Raw genomic sequence first — 20,737 nt, 5'->3', positions numbered from 1 at the left:
CCGCGCGCCGATGCCACGTCAGTGACCGGCGTTACCGGAAAACAGTTGGATCACCACCACCCCACTGACGATCAGGCCCATGCCGAGCAGCGCGGCGGTATCGAGCTTCTGTTGGTAGAGCACCAGGGCTGCAATGCTGACCAGCACGATGCCCAGCCCGGCCCAGATAGCGTAGGCGATGCCCACCGGGATGCTGCGGACCACCAGGGTGAGCATCCAGAAGGAAATGGCGTAGCCGACGATCACCAGTACCAGCGGCAGAGGCGTGGACAGGCCCTTCACCGATTTGAGTGAGGCGGTGGCGATGACTTCGGCGACGATGGCGATGGCGAGGTAGAGATAGCCGGGCATGGTGGGTGCTCCCCGGAACGACACGCCGCTCGTTGTGAGCGACACGCAGCTGACGTTCGATTCTGCCGGCCATTCTAGTCCCGTGGCTGATGGGATAAAGTCATTACCTATCTGAGTTGGAGATGGGTTCTGGAGATAGACCATGCAGTGGAACCTGGACCAGTTGCGCCTGTTCGTCAGCGTCGCCGATCAGTCGTCGTTTTCCGCTGCCGCGCGGCAGCTCAAGCGGGTGCAGTCTGCCGTGAGTTCTTCCATCGCGCTGCTGGAAAGCGACCTGGGTGTGACCCTGTTCGAGCGCAGCAGCGGCCGCCAGCCGGTGCTGACCGTCGAGGGGCGTGCGCTGCTGGACGAGGCGCGCGAAGTGCTGCGCCAGTGCGAGCGGCTGGAGAGCCGCGCGCTGTCGCTGGTGCGCGGCACCGAGCCCTTGTTGCGATTGGCGCAGGATGAAGCGATGCCTTATCAGCCGGTGCTCTCCGGGCTGCAGGCGCTGGCGCAGGAGTTCCCCGCGGTGGAGGTGCAGCTTTCCAGCAGCGCCCAGGGCGACGTGGCGCGCAAGCTGCTGGAGCGCCGCGCGGACCTTGGTCTGCTGTTCCATCACGAGGGTATGCCGCAGGAACTGGAGCGGCAGCGCCTGGGCACCATCGAGATGGTCACCGTGTGTGGCGCCGGGCATGAGCTGGCGAAGCTGGATTATGCGGACCGTCGCGAGCTGGCTCGGCATCGCCAGTTACTGATGGCCCCGCAGGACAGCCACTACCCCGGCGGCGAGCAGATCAGCCCGCTGGTGTGGCGCGCCGACAGCTTCTACGCCATGGCCGAACTGCTGATGCGCGACCTCGGCTGGGCCTGGCTGCCGACCCACGTGGCGCAGTATCCGGCCTACCAGCCGTTGCTGGTCGAGCTCGCCAGCGACTGGACGCCGCCGCCGCTGGTGGTGGAGTTGGTCTGGCGCCGCGACGAGCCGCTGGGGCCGGCGGCGAACTGGCTGGGCGAGTGCTTTGCGGAGCATCTCGCCGCGCCGGTTTGACCTGCTCTTCGTGGGAGCGATGCACCATGCAGGATTGTCCGGCCGCCAAGCCCGCTAATTTGCTACTCTCCGCCGCCATGAACCGGACCCTCTATACCCTGCTGTTCCACCTGGGCCTGCCGCTGGTCGCGCTGCGCCTGTTCCTGCGCTCGCGCAAGGCCCCGGCCTATGCCCAGCGCGTTGGCGAGCGCTTCGCCCTCGGACTGCCGGCGCTCAAGCCTGGCGGCATCTGGGTGCATGCGGTATCGGTGGGCGAGAGCATCGCCGCCGCGCCGATGATCCGCGCGCTGATACAGCGTCACCCCGGCCTGCCGATCACCGTCACCTGCATGACGCCCACCGGCTCCGAGCGCATCCGCGCGCTGTTCGGTGACCAGGTGCAGCACTGCTACCTGCCGTACGACCTGCCCTGGGCGGCGGCGCGCTTCCTCGACCGCGCACGGCCGGTGCTGGGCGTGATCATGGAGACCGAGCTGTGGCCCAACCATATCCACCAGTGTGCCAAGCGCGGTATTCCGGTGGCGCTGGCCAATGCGCGGCTGTCCGAGCGCTCGGCGCGTGGCTACGCGCGTTTCGCCGGGCTGACCCGGCCGATGCTCGAAGAGATGAGCTGGATCGCCGTGCAGACCGAGGCCGAAGCCGAGCGCTTCCGCCGGCTCGGCGCGCGCCCGGACTGCGTGAGCGTCACCGGCTCGATCAAGTTCGACCTGGCCATCGACCCTGAACTACTGGTCCGCGCCGGTGATCTGCGCGCCCAATGGCAAGCACAGCAGCGGCCGATCTGGATCGCTGCCAGCACCCATGTCGGCGAAGACGAAATCATCCTGGCGGCGCACCGCCAACTGCTGGAAAAACATCCGGACGCCTTGCTGCTTCTGGTGCCGCGCCACCCGGAGCGCTTCGGCCCGATGTTCGAACTGTGCCAGCGTGAAGGCTTCCGTACCCAGCGTCGCTCCACCGGCGAGCTGGTCACGGCGGACACCCGGGTGCTGCTGGGCGATACCATGGGCGAACTGCTGTTCCTCTATGCGCTGGCCGACGTCGCCTTCGTCGGTGGCAGCCTGGTGCCCAATGGCGGGCACAACCTGCTGGAGCCGGCGGCGCTGGGCAAGCCGGTGTTGTCGGGCCCGCACCTGTTCAACTTCCTGGAAATCGCTGCGCAATTGCGCGAGGTTGGGGCGCTGCGCGAGGTGGCCGATGCACCTTCGCTGGCAGTGGCCGTGGCCGCTCTGTGGGACGAGCCGGCAAGCGCCGAGCGCATGGCCGAGGCCGGGCGTGGCGTGATGAAAGCCAACCAGGGCGCGCTCGGGCGGTTGCTGGATGGGCTGGGGCGACTGATCAGAACGTCGGCGGGGTAATCACCCACAGCACCACCGCGTCCACGTCACCCGGATTGCCGTAGCGATGCGGCTCCTGGCTGGAGTAGCTGAAGCTGTCGCCCTCATTGAGCAGGAAGTAGCGCTCGCCCACCCATAGCTCGAACGTGCCGCTGAGCAGGTAGCCGGCTTCTTCGCCTTCATGGCTGTAGCTCTGCTGGCTGTAGGTGCCGGGCGGGAACTTCGAGTGGAGGATTTCCAGCTGGCGGCTGGGTTGTGGGCTGAGCAGTTCGTCGACGATGCCATCCTCGTAGTGCACGCTGGTACGGGCGTTGCGCCGCACGACGTAGCCGGCGTCGGCCGGATCGACCTGCACTTCGCTGGCGAAGAACCACTGGATGGTCACGCCCAGGCTGCGGGCGATATTGAACAGCGCCGGAATCGACGGATACGCCAGGTTGCGCTCCAGCTGGCTGATGTAGCCGGCGGTGAGCCCGCTCTGCTCGGCCAGCGCCGCCAGGGTCATGCCGCGCCGCTTGCGCAGGCCGCGGATGCGGGTGCCGAGGAACTGCGCTTCGGCGTTGGCGGGTGCTTCCTGCGGGGCTTTGCGGCTCATGCGGCGAGAGTCCTGGCGAATATCGTCGTGGGGCATTCTAAACAATGCGCCGGGGCTGTGGACCGTTTGCTCTTCGTAGGAGCGAGGGGCACCCAGTTCTTGCTCGCGAACGAGGCTCCCGGCGAGTTCGGCGCTGAGCGGTTCGCAAGCAAGCTCGCTCCTGCAGGAAGTTGCCTTGCCAGGGCTCAGATTGCCCAACCCGCCTTGAGTCCCTCGTAGATCGCCTCTTCCGCCGTGCGTGGCGCCAGGCAGTCGCCGATGCGGCGTACCTCGGCGAGGTCGGCGATCTCGTCGGCCAGTTCGTCCACCGGTTGGTGGCCCTGGCAGAGCACCAGAGTGTCGATGTTTTCCACCAGCATCGGCTCGCCGCTGGCGGTGTGCTGCAGGTAGACGGTGCTGTCGTCCACACCGTACAGGCGGGCGTAGGTGGTGATGCTGATGCCCAGGCGGTGCAGCTCGCCAGCCAGGTGATCGCGCACGTAGAGGGGCAGGCTTTCGCCGGCGTGGGTGCCGTTCACGGCGAGTTGCACCTGGTGGCCGTCGCGTACCAGGCGCTCGGCGATGCCGGGGGCGATCCAGTCGGCGCGCCAGTCGGTGACCAGAACGGAGCGGCCGAGCTTCACTTCGCCGCGCAGCACCTGCCAGGCGTCCACCACCTGCAGCTCGCCCGCTTCTTCGTAAGGGGGGCGATAGGGTTTGGCGCCGGTGGCGACGATCACTACGTCGGGGCGCTCGGCTTCTACCAGCGCGCGGTCGACGCGGGTGTTGCGGCGCACTTCGACGCCCGCCAGCTGCATCTCGCGTTGCAGGTTGGTGGAGGCACCGCCGAACTCCGCGCGGCGCGGCAGGAGCTGGGCGAGGTTGACCTGGCCGCCCAGCTGAGCGGTGGCTTCGCAAAGGGTGACGTCATGGCCACGCTGGGCAGCGACAGCGGCGGCCTTCATGCCGGCTGGCCCACCACCGACCACCAGGACGCGTTTGCGCTGGGCGGCCATCTTGCGTTCGGCGTAGATCAGTTCGCGGCCGGTTTCCGGATGCTGGATGCAGGAGATCGGGTAGCCGCGGTGGAAGTGGCCGATGCATGCCTGGTTGCAGGCGATGCAGGCGCGCACGTCCTCGACGTGGCCGCGTTCGGTCTTGCTGGGCATCTGCGGGTCGCAGATCAGCGCGCGGGTCATGCCGCAGACATCGGCCTGGCCACGGGCGACGATCAGCTCGGCTTCCTGCGGCTGGTTGATGCGCCCGGTGACGAACAGCGGGATGTCCAGATTGCGCTTGAAGGTGCCGGCTTCGTTGGCCAGGTAGGCCGCTTCGATGGCCATCGGCGGCACGATGTGGATGGCGCCGCCCAGGGAGGCGGAGGTGCCGGCGACGATGTGCACGTAGTCCAGGTCTTTCTGCAGCCCTTTGACGCCCTGCAGCGATTCGTCTTCGGTGAGGCCTTCGGGATCGCGTTCGTCGGCGGAGATGCGCAGGCCGATGATGAAGTCCTCGTCGGTGGCGGCGCGGATGGCGGCGATCACCTCGCGGGTGAAGCGCAGGCGGGCGTCGAGGTCGCCGTTGTAGCCGTCGCTGCGGCGGTTCACCCGTGGGTTGAGGAACTGCGCCGGCAGGTAGCCGTGGCTGGCCACCACTTCCACGCCGTCGATGCCGGCAGTGTGCAGGCGCCGTGCGGCGGCGGCATAGCCTGCAATGATCTCGTCGATCATCGCCTGGCTCAGCTCGCGGGGCATGACGCGGAAGCGCTCGTTGGGCGAGGCGGACGGTGCGTAGGCCACGGCCAGCAGGCCGTCGCTGGACTCCATGATTTCGCGGCCGGGGTGGAACACCTGGGACAGCACCACCGTGCCCTCGGCGTGGCAGGCCTCGGCGATGCGCCGGTAGCCGGGGATGCACTCGTCATCGGTGGCCATCAGCACGTGGGAGGTGTAGCGGGCGCTGTCGTGCACACCGGCGACCTGTAGCACGATCAGGCCGACGCCACCCTTGGCGCGGGCGGTGTGGTAGGCCACCAGCTGGTCGTTGACCAGGTTGTCGGTGGGCATCGAGGTGTCGTGCCCGGTGGACATGATGCGGTTCTTCAGCGCCTTGCCGCGGATCTGCAGCGGGCTGAACAGGTGGGGAAACTGGCTCATCGGGCAACTCCGGATTCTTGTTGTAAATACAGCGCTAAACATCGACCGCGCGAGCTAGAGCGCAACAAGGCGGAGACCGGAGAGGCAGCGGAGTTTACTCCAGTAAATGAGCATGCCGAGCCGGTTTCCAACGCAGTTGCGCCGACGCGCAGCCGGTCGACCAGCTAGGCGTTGCGCGCCTGCCAGTCCACCGGGTAGAGGGCGTAGAAGACGCAGGCTTTTTCGCCTTCGTAGGCCAGCGGCGTGCGTTCGGGGACCCAGATCACGTCGCCCGGCCTGGCCTCGATCACCTGGTCGGCCAGGCGCAGGCGGAAATTGCCTTCCAGCACCACGATCAGTTCGTCGTAGAGCACTGTCCACTCGATGGAGACGCCGTCGAAGCGCGCCAGGCCCGCGCCCATGGTCTCGCTGTCCGCCGGACCGATCAGGCGGCAGATGGCGGCGCGTTCGATGTCTTGTCCACCGTAGGACTGGAACTGCAGGGCGGATTGCTGGAAGTGGCGAACCTGGGACACGGCGACTTCTCCTGGGTGGAAAGTGTTGTTTAAGTTCTTGCTATGGAAATTTACCGCCAGTAAAAAATCAACTTGTTTTTTTAAAATTGACTGGGTAGTTTCGATGCCGCTCCCGGAGTTTCCGGGGCAACCGCGACGTGCTCCACAACAACTACAAGAGGAGAGGCGCATGAACCGTCCCGTACGGTACCCCCTCGCACGGCGGGTCCACCCGCTGGCAATCGATTCATCTCTGCCCTGTCTTTCTTGCTCCGTGGTTCCGGCGCGCCCGTCCTGCGTGTGTGCAGTCATTCCGGCTGCGCCCGCTGCCACCTACGACTGGGGGTATGCCCGATGACTTTGCGTCAAAGCAGTTTCCACAAACGCTTCTTCCTCAAGACCGCCGCCGCGCCCCTGCTGCTAGCCCTCGGGCTGTGCTGCGGCGTCGCCCAGGCCGCCGAGAACATGGTGGTGGTCGGTTATGGCGGCGCGGGTCAGAAGGCCCAGGAAGCGGCCTTCTTCCAGCCGTTCAGCAAGCAGTCCGGGGTTGGTGTGACCCAGACCGAATACAACGGCGAGATGGCGCGCATCAAGGTAATGGCCGATACCGGCCACGCCGACTGGGACGTGGTGCAGATCGAAGGACCTGACCTTGCGCGTGGCTGCGACGAGGGCCTGTTCGTGCCGCTGGACTGGCAGCAGATCGGCGGCAAGGACCAGCTGATTCCCAACGCCGCCAAGGATTGCGGTTCGGCCGCGCTGGTATGGGGCGTGGCCATCGCCTACGACGCGGACAAGCTCAAGCCGGCGCCGCAGTCCTGGGCCGATTTCTGGGATGTGAAGAAATTCCCCGGCAAGCGTGGCCTGCGCAAGCGCGCCATCTACAACCTGGAGTTCGCCCTGATGGCCGACGGCGTGAAGCCGGCGGACGTCTACAAGGAATTGGGCACCAAGGCCGGTGTCGACCGCGCCTTCGCCAAGCTCAACCAGATCAAGCCCTATGTGCAGTGGTGGGAAGCCGGCGCGCAGCCCGCGCAGTGGCTGGCCGCCGGTGACGTGGTGATGACCACCACCTACACCGGGCGCATCGCCGATGCCTTCAAGGGCGGGCGCAACCTGCAACTGGTCTGGCCGGGCAGCCTGTATGGCATGGACTACTGGGCGATCATCAAGGGCTCGCAGCACGTCGACGCGGCGAAGCGCTTCATCGCCTTCGCCAACCAGCCCGATGCGCAGGTCGACTACGTGAAGCACATTGCGTATGGTCCGACCAACAAGCAGGCCGCCGAACGCCTGCCGTCCGATCTCGCCGGCTGGGTGCCGACCTCGACGCAGAACCTGCCCCAGGGCCTGGCGATGGACGATGAGTTCTGGGTCGACCATGGCGAGGAGCTGGAAGAGCGCTTCAACGCCTGGGCCGCGCAATAACCAGAACGTGACCGTGACGCTGGGGCGACTGCCCCGGCGTCTTCTTGCCTTGAGGAGAAGTGCACCATGACGTCGCTGCAGGCGCCCAGCCGCGCCACCTGTTCACCCGAGGAATGGAAGCTGCGCGAGGAATTGGCGGCCTGCTACCGCCTGATCGCGCACTACCGCATGTCCGATCTGATCTTCACGCATATCTCGGTGCGTATTCCTGGTCCCGAACACCATTTCCTGATCAATCCCTACGGCCTGATGTTCGACGAGATCACTGCCTCGAGCCTGGTGAAGATCGACCTGTCCGGTCATGCCGTGGAGCCGTCGCCGTACAAGGTCAACCCGGCCGGCTTCGTCATCCACAGTGCCATCCACGGCGCCCGCGAGGACGCGCAGTGTGTGCTGCACACCCACACTCGCGCCGGCTGCGCGGTGGCGGCTCAGGCTTGCGGGTTGCTGCCGCTGAACCAGATGTCGATGGAGTTCTACGGACGGCTGGGCTACCACGATTACGAAGGGATCGCCCTGTCCATGGACGAGCAACAGCGCCTGGTCGCCGACCTGGGCGATCACCTGGGCCTGATGCTGCGCAACCATGGGCTGCTGACGGTCGGCCAGACCGTGCAGCAGGCGTTCCTGCGCATGTACTACCTGGAGAAGGCCTGCGACATCCAGTTGGCGGCCCAGGCAGGCGGCGAGCTGTTGATTCCGCCGGAGGAGGTATGTCGTCACACCGAGCAGCAGTTCAACGCCCCGGCGCGACCGCTGGCCGAAGGCGAATTGAGCGATCCGGATGGCTATGACCTGGCCTGGTCGGCGCTGCTGCGCATGCTGGATCGCGTCTCGCCGGGGTATCGCGATTGAGCGCGACGCCCTGTCGGCGGCGAGTCCAAAGAAAAAGCCCCGCATCGCGGGGCTTTTTCATGGGGCGGGATCAGTACTTCGAACCGGCCTTGAGCTGTGCCTCGGCGGCCTTGGCCAGGTCTGGCGGGAGGAAGTCCTTGTCCGGGTTGTAGTCCGGTTTCAGGTAGCTGCCCAGCGCTTCCAGGTCGCTCGGCGCGAGGGTGCCGGCGGTCTGCTTGAGACTCAGGTTGTCGAGGATGTAGTCATAGCGGGTGTTGTTGTAGTCGCGCACCGAGTTGTACAGCGAACGCTGGGCGTCCAGTACGTCGACGATGTTGCGGGTACCGACCTGGTAGCCGATCTCGGTGGCTTCCAGCGAACTCTGGTTGGAGATGATCGCCTGGCGGCGCGCCTTCACCTGCTCCACGTCGGTGTTCACCGCACGGTGCTGGTTGCGCGCGTCCTGTACCACCTGGCGGCGCTGGCTTTCGCGCAGCTGCTCGCTCTGGTTCAGGCGCTGGTAGGCCTCGCGGACCTGGGAACTGGTCAGGCCGCCGCTGTAGATCGGCACGTTCAGTTGCAGGCCGATGCTGCTCTGGTCGACGTACTTGCCATAGTGCGGCTCGCCCGGTACGCCGGAGTTGGCAAAGCCCAGGGCATCGTTGTCGCCCTTCTGGTACTGGGCCACGGCGTCGACGGTCGGCAGGTGGCCGGCCTTGCGCTGGCGCAGGGTCTCTTCGGCGGCGTCGACCGCGTAGTTGCTGGCCTGCAGGCGCAGGTTCTGCTGCACCGAGGTATCCACCCAGGCCTTGGCGTCATTGGGGATCGGCGCGACCACCGGCAGCGAGTGGAGGATGCCCTCGATGGCGCTGTACTCGCGGTTGGTCAGGGTCACCAGGGCCTGGAAGGCGTCATCCACCTGGCGCTCGGCGACGATCCGGTTGGCGCGGGCGGTGTCGTATCCTGCCTGGGATTCCAGCACGTCGGTCTTGTCGGACAGGCCGACGTCGAAGCGCTCGTTGGACTGGTCGAGCTGGCGCTTGAACGCCGCTTCCTCGGCCTTGCTGGCCGCCAGGTTGTCCTGGGCTCGGAGCACGCCGAAGTAGGTCTGGGCAGTCTGCAGGATCAGCTGTTGCTGCGTTGCGGAAAATTCCAGCTGGGCCTGTTCGGTGGTGTTTTCCGCGGCCTTTAGCTGGAACCAGCGGTCCGCACGGAACAGCGGCTGGCTCAGGCTTGCCTGCACCAGCTGGGTATTGCGGTTCAGCGTGGCGCTGGGGGTGTCCAGTGAGGTGCGAGTCGACCCGGTGCTGGCACCGGCGTTGATCTGCGGCAGCAGGCCGGAGCGTGCCTGGGGCACGGCTTCCTTGCGCGCCAGGTAATCGGCCTGGGCGGCGGCGAGGTCGGCGTTATTGTCGACAGCGTCCTTGTAGACGCTGATCAGATCCGTCTTGGTGGGCAGCGGAGTAGCGGCCGGAGCGGGCTGGGCAGCCCAGGCAAAGCCTGTCGTAGCGGCAACAGCGACAGCCAGAGAGAGTCTGCGCAGCATTCGTTCATCCTGGAAAGTGATGCGAGGTGGGGCAAGGCTACGGTCGCCGCCGGTGGCGGTCAAGGCACGTTCGTACGAGCCTTCCGAGGCTGGAGTGTAGCTGCCTGTAGGAGGTCGCAAGGAATTCTGTCGGACGGCGATTGGCTAATCCCTGTCCACTTGATTAGACTGCGGGCGTTCTTGTCGGGGTGCCCCATTGCGAGGGGCTGAGATCGGATAGTTCCGGATCCCGTTGAACCTGATCGGGTTAGCACCCGCGTAGGGAACAAGAAGACCGCATCCCGCGGCGTATTCCGCCCCGGCCCCAGCCCTTCACGGGATGCGTCCCTTCGCTGCAGCAAGCAGCTCCTCTCGTTCCAGGTTCTCCCCGGCAATCAACCCAAGGAGAGCCAGGATGAGCACCCAGAAGAACAACGTCACCCGCCTTGAACAGCTCGATCGCCAGTCGACCCAGCCGTTTCCGAATTCGAAAAAGGTCTATCTGACCGGCTCGCGCCCGGACATCCGCGTCCCTGTGCGGGAAATCACCCTCGCCGACACCCCGACCGCCTTCGGTGGCGAGAAGAACGCCCCGGTGATGGTCTACGACACCTCCGGCCCCTACACCGACCCGGACGTTCGCATCGACCTGCGCAAGGGCTTGCCGGACGTGCGTTCGGCCTGGATCGACGAGCGCGGCGATACCGAAATCCTCCCCGGCCTGACCTCCGAGTTCGGCCAGTCGCGCCTGGCCGATGCCAGCCTGGACGCCCTGCGCTTCGCTCACGTGCGCACCCCGCGTCGGGCCAAGGCGGGCGGGAACGTCACGCAGATGCACTACGCACGCCAGGGCATCATCACGCCGGAAATGGAATACATCGCCATCCGCGAGAACATGAAGCTGCAGGAGGCCCGCGCCGCCGGCCTGCTGGGCGCCCAGCATCCGGGCCAGAGCTTCGGCGCGAGCATTCCGCAGGAGATCACTCCCGAGTTCGTCCGCGAGGAAGTTGCCCGTGGCCGCGCGATCATCCCGGCGAACATCAACCACACCGAACTGGAACCGATGATCATCGGCCGCAACTTCCTGGTGAAGGTCAACGGCAATATCGGCAACAGCGCGCTGGGCTCCTCCATCGAGGAAGAAGTGGAAAAGCTTACCTGGGGCATCCGCTGGGGCGCCGATACGGTGATGGACCTGTCCACCGGCAAGCACATCCACGAGACCCGCGAGTGGATCCTGCGCAACAGCCCGGTACCGATCGGCACTGTGCCGATCTACCAGGCGCTGGAGAAGGTCAACGGCATCGCCGAGGACCTGACCTGGGAAATCTTCCGCGACACCCTGATCGAACAGGCCGAGCAGGGCGTGGACTATTTCACCATCCACGCCGGCGTGCTGCTGCGCTACGTGCCACTGACCGCCAAGCGGGTTACCGGCATCGTCTCCCGTGGCGGCTCGATCATGGCCAAGTGGTGCCTGGCCCATCACCAGGAGAATTTCCTCTACACCCACTTCGAGGAAATCTGCGAAATCATGAAGGCCTACGACGTCAGCTTCTCGCTGGGCGATGGCCTGCGTCCGGGTTCGATCGCCGACGCCAACGACGCGGCGCAGTTCGGCGAGCTGGAAACACTCGGCGAGCTGACCCGCATCGCCTGGAAGCACGACGTCCAGGTGCTGATCGAAGGCCCTGGCCACGTGCCGATGCACCTGATCAAGGAAAACATGGACAAGCAGCTGGAGTGCTGCGACGAGGCGCCGTTCTACACGCTCGGCCCGCTGACCACCGACATCGCGCCGGGCTACGACCACATCACCTCCGGCATCGGCGCGGCGATGATCGGCTGGTTCGGCTGCGCCATGCTCTGCTACGTCACGCCCAAGGAGCACCTGGGCCTGCCGAACAAGGATGACGTGAAGACCGGGATCATCACCTACAAGATCGCCGCCCACGCCGCCGACCTCGCCAAGGGCCACCCGGGCGCGCAGATCCGCGACAACGCGCTGTCCAAGGCGCGTTTCGAGTTCCGCTGGGAAGACCAGTTCAACCTCGGCCTGGACCCGGATACCGCCCGTGCCTTCCACGACGAGACCCTGCCCAAGGACTCGGCCAAGGTCGCGCACTTCTGTTCCATGTGCGGGCCGAAGTTCTGCTCCATGAAGATCACCCAGGAAGTCCGCGACTACGCCAAGGAAAACGGCTTGACCGACGAGCAGAAGGCCATCGAGGCCGGCTTCCAGGAACAGGCCGCGCGCTTCAAGGACGAAGGCTCGGTGATCTACAAGCAGGTGTGATGCCTGTGCAATACCTGTAGGAGCGAGTTTGCTCGCGAACCTTTGCCGGCGACTCCGCAACTGGGCGGTTCGCGAGCAAGCTCGCTCCTACAAAAAACAACAAAACCTAATCCAACCTTCGAGCCCTGCACGCATCGTGACCACTACCGCCATCGACTACTCACCGACTTCCGCCGTGGGCAACGCCCAGCGGGTACTCGGCCTGCGCGACCTGTTCTCCCTCTGGTTCTCCCTGGGCATCGGCCTGATGGTGCTGCAGACCGGCGCGCTGTTGGCGCCGGGCCTGGGCCTGGCCGGCGCGCTGGGCGCGATCCTGCTCGGCACCCTGGTCGGCGTGCTGCTGCTGGCCAGCGCCGGGGTCATCGGCACCGACACCGGCCTGTCCGCCATGGCCTCGCTCAAGCTCAGCCTGGGCAGCCATGGCGCCGCGTTGCCGGCGCTGCTCAACCTGCTGCAGCTGGTCGGCTGGGGCGCCTTCGAGATCATCGTCATGCGCGATGCGGCCAGCCTGCTGGCGACCCGCGCCTTCGGTGAAGGTGGCGCCTGGAGCAACCCTGCGCTGTGGACCCTGGTATTCGGCGCGCTGGCAACCCTGCTGGCGGTCGCCGGCCCGCTGGCCTTCGTGCGCCGTGTGCTGCGTCGCTGGGGGATCTGGCTGCTGGTCGCCGCGTGCATCTGGCTGACCATCGACCTGTTCCAGCGTGCCGACCTGGCGGCGCTCTGGGCCAAGGCCGGCGATGGTTCGCTGACCTTCGCCGTGGGCTTCGACATCGCCATCGCCATGCCGCTGTCCTGGCTGCCGCTGATCGCCGACTACTCGCGCTTCGGCAAGCGCGCCGGGCAGACCTTCACCGGCGCGGCGCTGGGCTTCTTCATCGGCTGCTTCTGGCTGATGGGGCTGGGCGTGGCCTACACCCTGGCGTTCGCCCAGGGCAGCGATGCCAACGCGCTGCTGCTGGCGCTGGCCGGTGCGGGCATGGGCATCCCGCTGCTGCTGATCCTGCTCGACGAATCGGAGAAGGCCTTTGCCGACATCCACTCGGCGGCGGTCTCCAGTGGCATCCTGCTGCCGCTCAAGGTCGAACACCTGGCGCTGGCGATCGGTGTGATCTGTACCCTGATCGCCTGGTTTGCGCCGCTTGCGCAGTACCAGAATTTCCTGCTGCTGATCGGCTCGGTGTTCGCCCCGCTGTTCGGCGTGGTGCTGATCGATCACTTCGTCCTCCGTCGCCGCGCGCCGGCCGCGATTCCCCATGGCCTGCGCTGGGGCTCGCTGCTGGCCTGGGGCGGCGGCGTGGTGGTGTATCACCTGTTGGCGAACTACCAGCCTGATCTGGGCGCAACGCTGCCGGCTTTGGTGGTGGCGGGTGTGTTGCAACTGCTGCTGGGGCGTGTGGGCGTGAAAGGGCCGGCTACTGCGTAACGCTGTTCGCGAGCAAGCTCGCTCCGGCAGGCACCCGGTAACGCCGAGTGTGCTCTTCGTAGGAGCGTGCGTGCTCGCGAACCGGACCTTTACTGCGCCCCGCGCCCAGGGAAGTAATAGGTCTTCACGATCCCGTTCAGGCGCGGGTACGGAATCTTCAGCTCCGGGTGCCCGACCGAATGCGGAGCGATGCGGTCGATGTCGTACTTGAGCGTCAGCGCGCCGAAGGTCAGGGCGAAGTGCTCGGTCGGCTGGAACGGCCAGTTCTTCGAGAAGTTCGGGTCCTGCTCGTCCAGCTTGTTCTGCAGGATCCACGCCTGGTGCGCCATGCGCGCCACTTTCCAGAAGTTGTCCTCCTGGCCGGGCTGGAGAATGTCCTGCAGGGTGAGCACCTTGTGGAGGCGTCGATCATAATTGATGAAGGCGCGGCCGGGCTGGCCGTACTCGCCGCCGGTGAAGCGATAGCTGGACAGCTCGATGATCACCAGACCGTCATGCTGTTCGCGGATCTTCGCTTGCAGGTAGGAGCTCCAGCCGGGCTGCGCCGAATCGAGGAAGCCTTTCTCGTAGACATCCAGGCTGGCGGGGGCCGCACCGTCGCCCTCGCGGGCCAGTTGCAGCAGTTGGGCGTTGATCGCTTCGTTGAGCGCCGGCTCGTCGTCGAAGCTCAGGGTATCGAGGTTGAACAGCGGGCATTGCTCGCCCTGGCAGCCCGGCTGTGCGTGTTCGAAAGCGGTGTGGCGCGCAGTGAGCGGCTCGTCGAGCGAGGGCTTGAACAGACCCTGGCACGCCCCCAGTAACAGGCAGATGCTGCCCAGGGCGGCAAGTTTCAGAAGTCGCATGGGAATCCTTGTCGTTGACGTTCGCCGGCAATTGGAGTGGTTCGACCGCCATCGGTGCTGCCGGTTCGGCGGGTGAGTATGAACCACTTTGGCGGAACGCCGGCAGTGTGCGACGGTCACAGCAGACCGGCCGCCCGGCGGCCCGCGAAAGAGGCTGCGCCTGCTCCGGCGGCGCGATAGGATGGCGCGAAGTTCAACGTACTGTCAGTAGGAACGGGAGTAGAACGGGATGTCGGAAACGTTCAAGCCAGGCCCGCAGGATATCGAGATCCAGGAGCGCGAACAGTGCTTCAAGGGCTTCTACAAGGTCGACCGCCTGCGCCTTCGGCACCGCCAGTTCGCCGGCGGCATGGGCCCGCTGCTGACCCGCGAATTGTTCGTGCGCCACGATGCCGTGTGCGTACTGCCCTACGATCCGCAGCGCGATGAAGTGGTGCTGATCGAGCAGTTCCGCGTCGGCGCCATGGACGCCGGGGTCAATCCCTGGCTGATGGAGCTGGTTGCCGGGCTGATCGACAAGGATGAGGAGCCCGAGGAGGTCGCCCGCCGCGAAGCGGTGGAGGAAGCCGGCCTGACCCTTGGCGCGCTCTGGCCGATCGCCCAGTACCTGCCGTCGCCCGGCGGCAGCAACGAACTGGTGCACCTGTTCGTCGGTCGCTGCGACAGCAGCAGCGCCTCCGGCATTCACGGGCTGGAAGAGGAGGGCGAGGACATCCGCGTCCACGTCATGCCGCTGGAGGAAGCACTGCAGGCCGTGCGTGACGGCCGTATCAACAACGCGGCGAGCATGCTCGCCCTGCAATGGCTGGCGCTCAATCGCGCCGAGGTAAGGGGGCTATGGGTGTGAATCTGCTGCGCGAGCGCTATCGCGTCGACCTGGCGGGGTTGCAGGCGACCTGTGAGGCGAACTACTTGCGCCTGATGCGCCTGTTGCCGGAAATGCGCGAGGCCCAGGTCTCGCGCCGTGTGGCGCTCAGCGAAGGCGAGCGGCTGCTCGGCGTGCTGGCGCTGGACGTGGTCGAAGCCTGCCCGTACACCACGGTCCTGCAGGTACGCCAGGAGCTGGGGCTGCCCTGGCTGCCTGCGCCCAAGCTGGAAGTGCGGGTGTACCACGATGCGCGCATGGCCGAGGTGGTCGGTGCCGAGCAGGCGCGCCGCCTGCTGGCGATCTACCCCTACCCGAACCAGGCGATGCACCAGCCGGACGAGAAGAACCAGCTCAACCAGTTCCTCGGCGAATGGCTGAGCCATTGCCTGTCCTGCGGCCATGAGCTGGAGCCGGTGCTGCAACGCTGAGATGGCGGTGGTGGCAGCGTGCCATGATATCCTGCCCGTCCATCGCAGACTCGTGTCCCTAACTGTGATCTGTGACGCTTTCCCGGTTTGCTCAGGGGGGCGCCTGTCACCATACTTCGTCACGAATCCCCGCACGCCCGCCTCACAGGAGAAGGCGCATTGCCCACCCAGCCCACCGCTTCCGATTCCGTCCTGGTCGTCCAGCTTTCCGACAGCCACCTGTTCGCCGAAGAGAACGGCCGGCTGCTGGGCATGGACACCGCCGACAGCCTGACCCAGGTCGTCCGACTGGTGGGCGAGGAGCAACCGGCGATCGACCTGGTGCTGGCCACGGGTGATCTCTCCCAGGATGGCTCGGTAGAGTCCTACCAGCGCTTTCGCGAAATCACCGCATCGATTGCCGCGCCGGCCCGCTGGTTCCCCGGCAATCACGACGAACTGGGGCCGATGCGCGAGGCCGCCGCCGACACCGACCTGCTCGACCCGGTGATCGACCTGGGCGCCTGGCGGGTGATCCTGCTGGACTCCACCATTCCCGGCGCGGTGCCGGGGCAGATGACCGTCGAGCAGATCCATCTGCTTGAGCGCGCCATCCAGGCCGCGCCAGACAAGCACCTGCTGATCAGCTTCCATCACCACCCGGTGCCCATCGGCAGCCGGTGGATGGACCGCATAGGCATCTACAACCCCGAGCGCCTGTTCGCGGTGCTCGACCGCCATCCGAACGTGCGCTGCCTGCTCTGGGGCCACGTGCACCAGGAGATCGACCGCATGCGCGGCGACGTGCGCCTGCTGGCTTCACCGTCCACCTGCGTGCAGTTCACTCCCGGCAGCGAAGACTTCTGCGTCGACAGCCCGGCGCCGGGCTATCGCTGGTTGCGGCTGATGGCCGATGGTCGGGTGGAGACAGGCGTTTCGCGCGTGACCGACATCGAGTTCGAAGTCGACTACAGCATCAAGGGTTATTGATCGGTCACGCTTCGAACGCCTTGCGACGCTGACCCACTTGCGGCATGCCACTTGCAGCTTGTAGCCTCCCGGCCCATGACCGCATTCCTCTATATCCACGGATTCAACAGTTCGCCCGGCTCGCAGAAGGCGCGCCAGTTCGCTGCCGCCATGGAGCGCCTGGGCCTGGCCGAGCAACTGCGCGTGCCCGCGTTGCACCATCATCCGCGCAAGGCCATGGCGCAGCTGGAGTCCGCCGTTGCCGACCTGGGCCAGCCAGTGCTGATCGGCAGCTCCCTGGGCGGCTACTACGCCACGTATCTGGCCGAACGCCATGACCTGAAGGCCGTGCTGATCAACCCGGCCGTGGCCCCGCACCGGCTGTTCGACGGCCAGCTCGGCCCGCAGACCAACTACTACAGCGGCGAGACCTGGGAACTGACCCTGGACCACGTTGCCGCCCTGGCGGAACTGGAAGTCCCCACGCCCACCGACGGCTCGCGCTACCAGGTGTGGCTGCAGACTGCCGACGAAACCCTCGATTACCGCGCCGCCGAGCGCTACTACCGGGCCGCTGCCTTGCGCATCGAGTCCGGTGGCGATCACAGCTTCCAGCGCTTCGTCAGCCATCTGCCGGCCCTGCTGGCCTTCGCCGGCGTGCCGTCCAGCCAGTGGCGCGACATCGACTTCTCCGCCTTTGAAGCCATCACCTCTTCGACTGATTAAGCAGGAACCCCATGGCCCAGCAGAACGCCTATAACGCAGACGCCATCGAGGTTCTCTCCGGCCTCGATCCGGTGCGCAAGCGCCCGGGCATGTACACCGACACCTCGCGCCCGAACCACCTGGCCCAGGAAGTCATCGACAACAGTGTCGACGAAGCCCTCGCCGGCCACGCCAAGAGCGTGCAGGTGATCCTCCACGAGGACAACTCGCTGGAGGTAATCGACGACGGCCGCGGCATGCCGGTGGACATCCACCCCGAAGAGGGCGTGCCCGGCGTCGAACTGATCCTCACCAAGCTGCACGCCGGCGGCAAGTTCTCCAACAAGAACTACCAGTTCTCCGGCGGCCTGCACGGCGTGGGCATCTCGGTGGTGAACGCGCTGTCGACGCTGGTCGAGGTGCGCGTCAAGCGCGACGGCAACGAATACCGCATGACCTTCGCCGACGGTTTCAAGTCCAGCGACCTGGAAGTCGTCGGCACCGTTGGCAAGCGCAATACCGGCACCAGCGTGCACTTCTGGCCGGACGCCAAGTACTTCGATTCGCACAAGTTCTCCGTCAGCCGCCTGAAACACGTGCTGAAGGCCAAGGCCGTGCTTTGCCCCGGCCTGCTGGTCAGCTTCGAGGACAAGGCCAGCGGCGAGCGCATCGAGTGGCACTACGAGGATGGCCTGCGTTCCTACCTGGTCGACTCGGTCTCCGAGCACCTGCGCCTGCCCGACGAGCCGTTCTGCGGGTCGCTGGCCGGCAACAAGGAAGCAGTGGACTGGGCCCTGCTGTGGCTGCCCGAGGGTGGCGAATCGCTGCAGGAAAGCTACGTCAACCTGATCCCCACTGCCCAGGGCGGCACCCACGTCAACGGCCTGCGCCAGGGCCTGCTGGACGCCATGCGCGAGTTCTGCGAATTCCGCAACCTGCTGCCGCGCGGCGTCAAGCTGGCGCCGGAAGATGTCTGGGAGCGCATCGCCTTCGTCCTCTCGATGAAGATGCAGGAGCCGCAGTTCTCCGGCCAGACCAAGGAGCGCCTGTCCTCCCGCGAGGCCGCCGCGTTCGTCTCCGGCGTGGTCAAGGACGCCTTCAGCCTGTGGCTCAATGCCCACCCTGAACTGGGCCTGCAACTGGCGGAGCTGGCCATCAGCAACGCCGGCCGCCGCCTCAAGGCGGGCAAGAAGGTCGAGCGCAAGAAGATCACCCAGGGCCCGGCGCTGCCCGGCAAGCTAGCCGACTGCGCAGGGCAGGACCCGATGCGCGCCGAGCTGTTCCTGGTGGAGGGTGACTCCGCCGGTGGCTCGGCCAAGCAGGCGCGCGACAAGGAATTCCAGGCGATCATGCCGCTGCGCGGGAAGATCCTGAACACCTGGGAAGTGGACGGCGGCGAAGTGCTCGCCAGCCAGGAAGTCCACGACATCGCCGTGGCCATCGGCGTCGATCCGGGCGCGGCCGACCTGACCCAGCTGCGCTACGGCAAGATCTGCATCCTCGCCGACGCCGACTCCGACGGCCTGCACATCGCCACCCTGCTGTGCGCGCTGTTCGTCCGCCACTTCCGCCCGCTGGTGGAAGCCGGCCACGTCTACGTCGCCATGCCGCCACTGTTCCGTATCGACCTGGGCAAGGAAGTCTTCTACGCCCTGGACGAAGCCGAGCGCGACGGCATCCTCGACCGCCTGGCCGCCGAGAAGCGCCGTGGCAAGCCGCAGGTCACCCGATTCAAGGGTCTGGGCGAGATGAACCCGCCGCAGCTGCGCGAAACCACCATGGACCCCAACACCCGCCGCCTCGTCCAGCTGACCCTGGAAGACGCCGAAGGCACCCTGGAAATCATGGACATGCTGCTGGCCAAGAAACGCGCCGGCGACCGCAAGTCGTGGCTGGAAACCAAGGGCAACCTGGCGGACTTCGCCTGATGCGCTGGCTGCTGGCCTGCTCCTGCCTGTTGACGAGCCTGTTCGTCGGCGCAGCGAGCGCTGCCCAGGTGCCCGAACAGGCGCCGAAGGCTGGCGCGCCGCTGGCTGCGCCCGTGGCTCCTGCGTCGCTGCAGTTCGTCGCCGAGCATCCGGTGGAGGGCATGCCCAGTGGCAACCTTTCCGGGCTCGCACTGTGCGGCAACGAGATGTGGACGGTGTCCGACCGCGACGACGACCGTATCTATCGACTGCTGATCGACGAAGCGCCGGGCAAGGCCTGGCAGGCCACCGCCGAACCCTTCGTGGTGCCGGGCGCCCCGGAAAGCGGGCTGTCCTGGGGCACCCGTGCGCGGGTCGCCGTCGGTGGGCTGTTGCGTGGTGGGGCCATGGACTTCGAAGGCATCAGCTGCGACCAGGCGGGCAACCGCTATGTGGTCAGCGAAGGCTACGCGGCCGTCCTGCTGCTTCCCGCCGTCGGCGAGCCGAGCTGGCTGCCGCTGCCGCAGAGCCTGCTGCGCCAGGCTCGCGCCAGCGGCCTGCTGATGGAGTTCAATGCGCTCTACGAAGGCATTGCCGTCAGCGCCGATGGCAAGCAGCTGTGGCTGGCCGCCGAGCGCCAGCGCCGTGGCCTGCTCAAGGTGCGCAACGAGAACGGCACCTGGAAGTGCGAAGGCAACTGCGTGATGCTCAGCGAGGGCGGTACGGCAATGCCGCCACCGGAACTGGGCAGCGAGCGCGCACTGCCGATCGATTTCTCCGATATCGCGTTGTTCAAGGACAAGCTGTTCACCCTGGAGCGCCTGGCGCACCAGATCTGCCGCCGTGACGCCAAGACCGGCGCGCAGGAGTTGTGCTGGTCCTTCGCCGCCGGTGCACTGGCCCCGGAGCGCCGCTACGACCTGCCTTATGGCGTGGCCGAGGCGTTGATCCTCGACGAGCAGGGCGCCTGGATCGGCCTGGACAACGGTGAACACGCCCGCGCCGACGGCGATGGCCGCCCCTACGTGCTGCGCTTCGCGGCGCCGGCCGGCGGCTGGCTTGGTGGCAAATGAACGACGCAGTCCCGGGCAAGCGGGTCGGCAAGGTCATGATGTTCCTCGCCTGGGGCGCGGGCATCCTGCTCGCCACCCACTATTTCGGCGCCTGGGAAACCCGTCAGCACAATCCCAACCCTCAACCGCAGTCGACTCGCGCCAATGGCGCCGTGGAAGTGCGGTTGGTGGGCAATCGCGCCGGCCACTATGTGGCCGACGGCCGGATCAATGGCGAGGCGGTGACCTTCATGCTCGACACTGGTGCTACCCAGGTAGCCCTGCCGCAGCGCCTGGCCGACCGGCTCGGCCTGCCGCGCGGGTTGCCGATCACCCTGGACACCGCCAACGGCCGCAGCCAGGGCTGGCGCACGCGCCTGCCCAACCTGCAGCTCGGCGACATCCGCCTCACCGATGTGCCGGCGCTGATCGCGCCGGGCATGGAAGGCGACGAGGTGCTGCTCGGCATGAGCGCACTCAGACAACTGGATTTCACCCAGCAGGACGGCACCCTGGTGCTGCGCCAGCGATCTACACCGTGA

General features: G+C 66.4%; 19 protein-coding genes and 1 riboswitch. Of the genes, 13 read left to right on the top strand and 6 right to left on the bottom strand.

Annotated features, from left to right (window positions below; translation table 11 throughout):
- Positions 1 to 18 precede the first annotated feature (18 nt).
- Positions 19 to 351, bottom strand: a complete 333-nt coding sequence (locus LDJ84_RS27085) for a DMT family transporter (protein ID WP_024764290.1) — start codon at positions 349 to 351, stop codon at positions 19 to 21.
- Positions 352 to 493: 142 nt separating this feature from the next.
- Here LDJ84_RS27085 and LDJ84_RS27080 point away from each other — a divergent pair, with 142 nt between their 5' ends.
- Positions 494 to 1,378 (top strand): LysR family transcriptional regulator, encoded by an 885-nt coding sequence (locus LDJ84_RS27080; RefSeq protein WP_024764291.1) that lies wholly within the window; start codon positions 494 to 496, stop codon positions 1,376 to 1,378.
- Positions 1,379 to 1,455: 77 nt separating this feature from the next.
- The gene (gene waaA / locus LDJ84_RS27075) at positions 1,456 to 2,736 is read left to right on the top strand and encodes a lipid IV(A) 3-deoxy-D-manno-octulosonic acid transferase (RefSeq protein ID WP_065085609.1); all 1,281 of its coding nucleotides are present in this window, start codon (positions 1,456 to 1,458) and stop codon (positions 2,734 to 2,736) included.
- Here waaA and LDJ84_RS27070 read toward each other — a convergent pair.
- The 3 genes from LDJ84_RS27070 to LDJ84_RS27060 all read right to left on the bottom strand — a co-directional run bounded on the left by LDJ84_RS27070 (position 2,717) and on the right by LDJ84_RS27060 (position 5,960).
- A complete protein-coding gene (locus LDJ84_RS27070; RefSeq protein ID WP_024764293.1) occupies positions 2,717 to 3,310 on the bottom strand; it encodes a helix-turn-helix domain-containing protein in 594 nt (197 codons plus the stop codon). The genes waaA and LDJ84_RS27070 overlap by 20 nt on opposite strands.
- A gap of 185 nt (positions 3,311 to 3,495) precedes the next feature.
- A complete protein-coding gene (locus tag LDJ84_RS27065) occupies positions 3,496 to 5,445 on the bottom strand; it encodes an FAD-dependent oxidoreductase (RefSeq protein ID WP_065085584.1) in 1,950 nt (649 codons plus the stop codon).
- Positions 5,446 to 5,609: 164 nt separating this feature from the next.
- Positions 5,610 to 5,960: a cupin domain-containing protein gene (locus tag LDJ84_RS27060; RefSeq protein ID WP_065085583.1), complete on the bottom strand. Its 351-nt coding sequence runs from the start codon at positions 5,958 to 5,960 to the stop codon at positions 5,610 to 5,612.
- A 333-nt stretch (positions 5,961 to 6,293) separates the two neighbouring features.
- On the opposite strand from LDJ84_RS27060, the gene LDJ84_RS27055 reads away from it, so the two are divergent.
- Together LDJ84_RS27055 and LDJ84_RS27050 are read left to right on the top strand one after the other, a co-directional pair.
- The gene (locus LDJ84_RS27055) at positions 6,294 to 7,367 is read left to right on the top strand and encodes an ABC transporter substrate-binding protein (protein ID WP_065085582.1); all 1,074 of its coding nucleotides are present in this window, start codon (positions 6,294 to 6,296) and stop codon (positions 7,365 to 7,367) included.
- A gap of 66 nt (positions 7,368 to 7,433) precedes the next feature.
- A complete protein-coding gene (locus tag LDJ84_RS27050) occupies positions 7,434 to 8,222 on the top strand; it encodes a class II aldolase/adducin family protein (RefSeq protein ID WP_065085581.1) in 789 nt (262 codons plus the stop codon).
- 70 nt (positions 8,223 to 8,292) lie between these two features.
- On the opposite strand, the gene LDJ84_RS27045 is transcribed toward LDJ84_RS27050, so the two are convergent.
- Positions 8,293 to 9,747, bottom strand: a complete 1,455-nt coding sequence (locus LDJ84_RS27045; RefSeq protein ID WP_065085580.1) for a TolC family outer membrane protein — start codon at positions 9,745 to 9,747, stop codon at positions 8,293 to 8,295.
- A gap of 174 nt (positions 9,748 to 9,921) precedes the next feature.
- A riboswitch (TPP riboswitch) is annotated at positions 9,922 to 10,029 on the top strand.
- Positions 10,030 to 10,141: 112 nt separating this feature from the next.
- Here LDJ84_RS27045 and thiC point away from each other — a divergent pair.
- The gene (thiC, locus tag LDJ84_RS27040; protein WP_024764298.1) at positions 10,142 to 12,022 is read left to right on the top strand and encodes a phosphomethylpyrimidine synthase ThiC; all 1,881 of its coding nucleotides are present in this window, start codon (positions 10,142 to 10,144) and stop codon (positions 12,020 to 12,022) included.
- A 136-nt stretch (positions 12,023 to 12,158) separates the two neighbouring features.
- Positions 12,159 to 13,445, top strand: a complete 1,287-nt coding sequence (gene cytX / locus LDJ84_RS27035; protein WP_024764299.1) for a putative hydroxymethylpyrimidine transporter CytX — start codon at positions 12,159 to 12,161, stop codon at positions 13,443 to 13,445.
- 89 nt (positions 13,446 to 13,534) lie between these two features.
- Here the strand turns inward: cytX and LDJ84_RS27030 are convergent, their stop codons facing one another.
- Positions 13,535 to 14,287 (bottom strand): RsiV family protein, encoded by a 753-nt coding sequence (locus LDJ84_RS27030; RefSeq protein ID WP_024764300.1) that lies wholly within the window; start codon positions 14,285 to 14,287, stop codon positions 13,535 to 13,537.
- 229 nt (positions 14,288 to 14,516) lie between these two features.
- Between LDJ84_RS27030 and LDJ84_RS27025 the strand changes: the two genes are divergently transcribed.
- The 7 genes from LDJ84_RS27025 (at position 14,517) to LDJ84_RS26995 (ending at position 20,737) form a co-directional block, all read left to right on the top strand.
- Positions 14,517 to 15,134 carry an NUDIX domain-containing protein gene (locus LDJ84_RS27025; RefSeq protein WP_038803343.1) on the top strand — a complete coding sequence of 206 codons (618 nt, stop codon included), beginning with the start codon at positions 14,517 to 14,519 and terminating at the stop codon, positions 15,132 to 15,134.
- The gene (locus tag LDJ84_RS27020; RefSeq protein WP_024764301.1) at positions 15,125 to 15,583 is read left to right on the top strand and encodes a DUF1249 domain-containing protein; all 459 of its coding nucleotides are present in this window, start codon (positions 15,125 to 15,127) and stop codon (positions 15,581 to 15,583) included. Before LDJ84_RS27025 ends, LDJ84_RS27020 begins: the two co-directional genes overlap by 10 nt.
- A 159-nt stretch (positions 15,584 to 15,742) precedes the next feature.
- Positions 15,743 to 16,552 (top strand): 3',5'-cyclic-AMP phosphodiesterase, encoded by an 810-nt coding sequence (cpdA, locus tag LDJ84_RS27015; RefSeq protein WP_024764302.1) that lies wholly within the window; start codon positions 15,743 to 15,745, stop codon positions 16,550 to 16,552.
- 75 nt (positions 16,553 to 16,627) lie between these two features.
- Entirely contained in the window at positions 16,628 to 17,257 is a 630-nt protein-coding gene (locus LDJ84_RS27010; RefSeq protein ID WP_024764303.1) for a YqiA/YcfP family alpha/beta fold hydrolase, read from the top strand.
- Positions 17,258 to 17,268: 11 nt separating this feature from the next.
- On the top strand, positions 17,269 to 19,164 hold the full coding sequence (parE, locus tag LDJ84_RS27005; protein WP_065085579.1) for a DNA topoisomerase IV subunit B: 1,896 nt from the start codon (positions 17,269 to 17,271) through the stop codon (positions 19,162 to 19,164).
- On the top strand, positions 19,164 to 20,216 hold the full coding sequence (locus LDJ84_RS27000; RefSeq protein WP_065085578.1) for an esterase-like activity of phytase family protein: 1,053 nt from the start codon (positions 19,164 to 19,166) through the stop codon (positions 20,214 to 20,216). The genes parE and LDJ84_RS27000 overlap by 1 nt, the downstream gene beginning before the upstream one ends.
- Positions 20,213 to 20,737, top strand: a complete 525-nt coding sequence (locus LDJ84_RS26995; protein WP_024764305.1) for a TIGR02281 family clan AA aspartic protease — start codon at positions 20,213 to 20,215, stop codon at positions 20,735 to 20,737. The genes LDJ84_RS27000 and LDJ84_RS26995 overlap by 4 nt, the downstream gene beginning before the upstream one ends.

Origin of the sequence: Pseudomonas sp. HS-18, from assembly GCF_020401845.1 — a bacterium.
Classification (GTDB): Bacteria; Pseudomonadota; Gammaproteobacteria; order Pseudomonadales; family Pseudomonadaceae; genus Pseudomonas; species Pseudomonas nitroreducens.
This window is presented reverse-complemented; position numbering and strand designations above follow the sequence as displayed.

Bases quoted from the DNA above. Each gene is read 5' to 3' on its own strand.
- LDJ84_RS27045 (WP_065085580.1), bottom strand. From the start codon at position 9,747: ATGCTGCGCAGACTCTCTCTGGCTGTCGCTGTTGCCGCTACGACAGGC.
- LDJ84_RS27025 (WP_038803343.1), top strand. From the start codon at position 14,517: ATGTCGGAAACGTTCAAGCCAGGCCCGCAGGATATCGAGATCCAGGAG.
- LDJ84_RS27000 (WP_065085578.1), top strand. From the start codon at position 19,164: ATGCGCTGGCTGCTGGCCTGCTCCTGCCTGTTGACGAGCCTGTTCGTC.
- thiC (WP_024764298.1), top strand. From the start codon at position 10,142: ATGAGCACCCAGAAGAACAACGTCACCCGCCTTGAACAGCTCGATCGC.
- waaA (WP_065085609.1), top strand. From the start codon at position 1,456: ATGAACCGGACCCTCTATACCCTGCTGTTCCACCTGGGCCTGCCGCTG.
- LDJ84_RS27050 (WP_065085581.1), top strand. From the start codon at position 7,434: ATGACGTCGCTGCAGGCGCCCAGCCGCGCCACCTGTTCACCCGAGGAA.
- LDJ84_RS26995 (WP_024764305.1), top strand. From the start codon at position 20,213: ATGAACGACGCAGTCCCGGGCAAGCGGGTCGGCAAGGTCATGATGTTC.
- LDJ84_RS27065 (WP_065085584.1), bottom strand. From the start codon at position 5,445: ATGAGCCAGTTTCCCCACCTGTTCAGCCCGCTGCAGATCCGCGGCAAG.
- LDJ84_RS27010 (WP_024764303.1), top strand. From the start codon at position 16,628: ATGACCGCATTCCTCTATATCCACGGATTCAACAGTTCGCCCGGCTCG.
- LDJ84_RS27085 (WP_024764290.1), bottom strand. From the start codon at position 351: ATGCCCGGCTATCTCTACCTCGCCATCGCCATCGTCGCCGAAGTCATC.
- LDJ84_RS27020 (WP_024764301.1), top strand. From the start codon at position 15,125: ATGGGTGTGAATCTGCTGCGCGAGCGCTATCGCGTCGACCTGGCGGGG.
- parE (WP_065085579.1), top strand. From the start codon at position 17,269: ATGGCCCAGCAGAACGCCTATAACGCAGACGCCATCGAGGTTCTCTCC.
- LDJ84_RS27080 (WP_024764291.1), top strand. From the start codon at position 494: ATGCAGTGGAACCTGGACCAGTTGCGCCTGTTCGTCAGCGTCGCCGAT.
- LDJ84_RS27030 (WP_024764300.1), bottom strand. From the start codon at position 14,287: ATGCGACTTCTGAAACTTGCCGCCCTGGGCAGCATCTGCCTGTTACTG.
- LDJ84_RS27070 (WP_024764293.1), bottom strand. From the start codon at position 3,310: ATGAGCCGCAAAGCCCCGCAGGAAGCACCCGCCAACGCCGAAGCGCAG.
- LDJ84_RS27055 (WP_065085582.1), top strand. From the start codon at position 6,294: ATGACTTTGCGTCAAAGCAGTTTCCACAAACGCTTCTTCCTCAAGACC.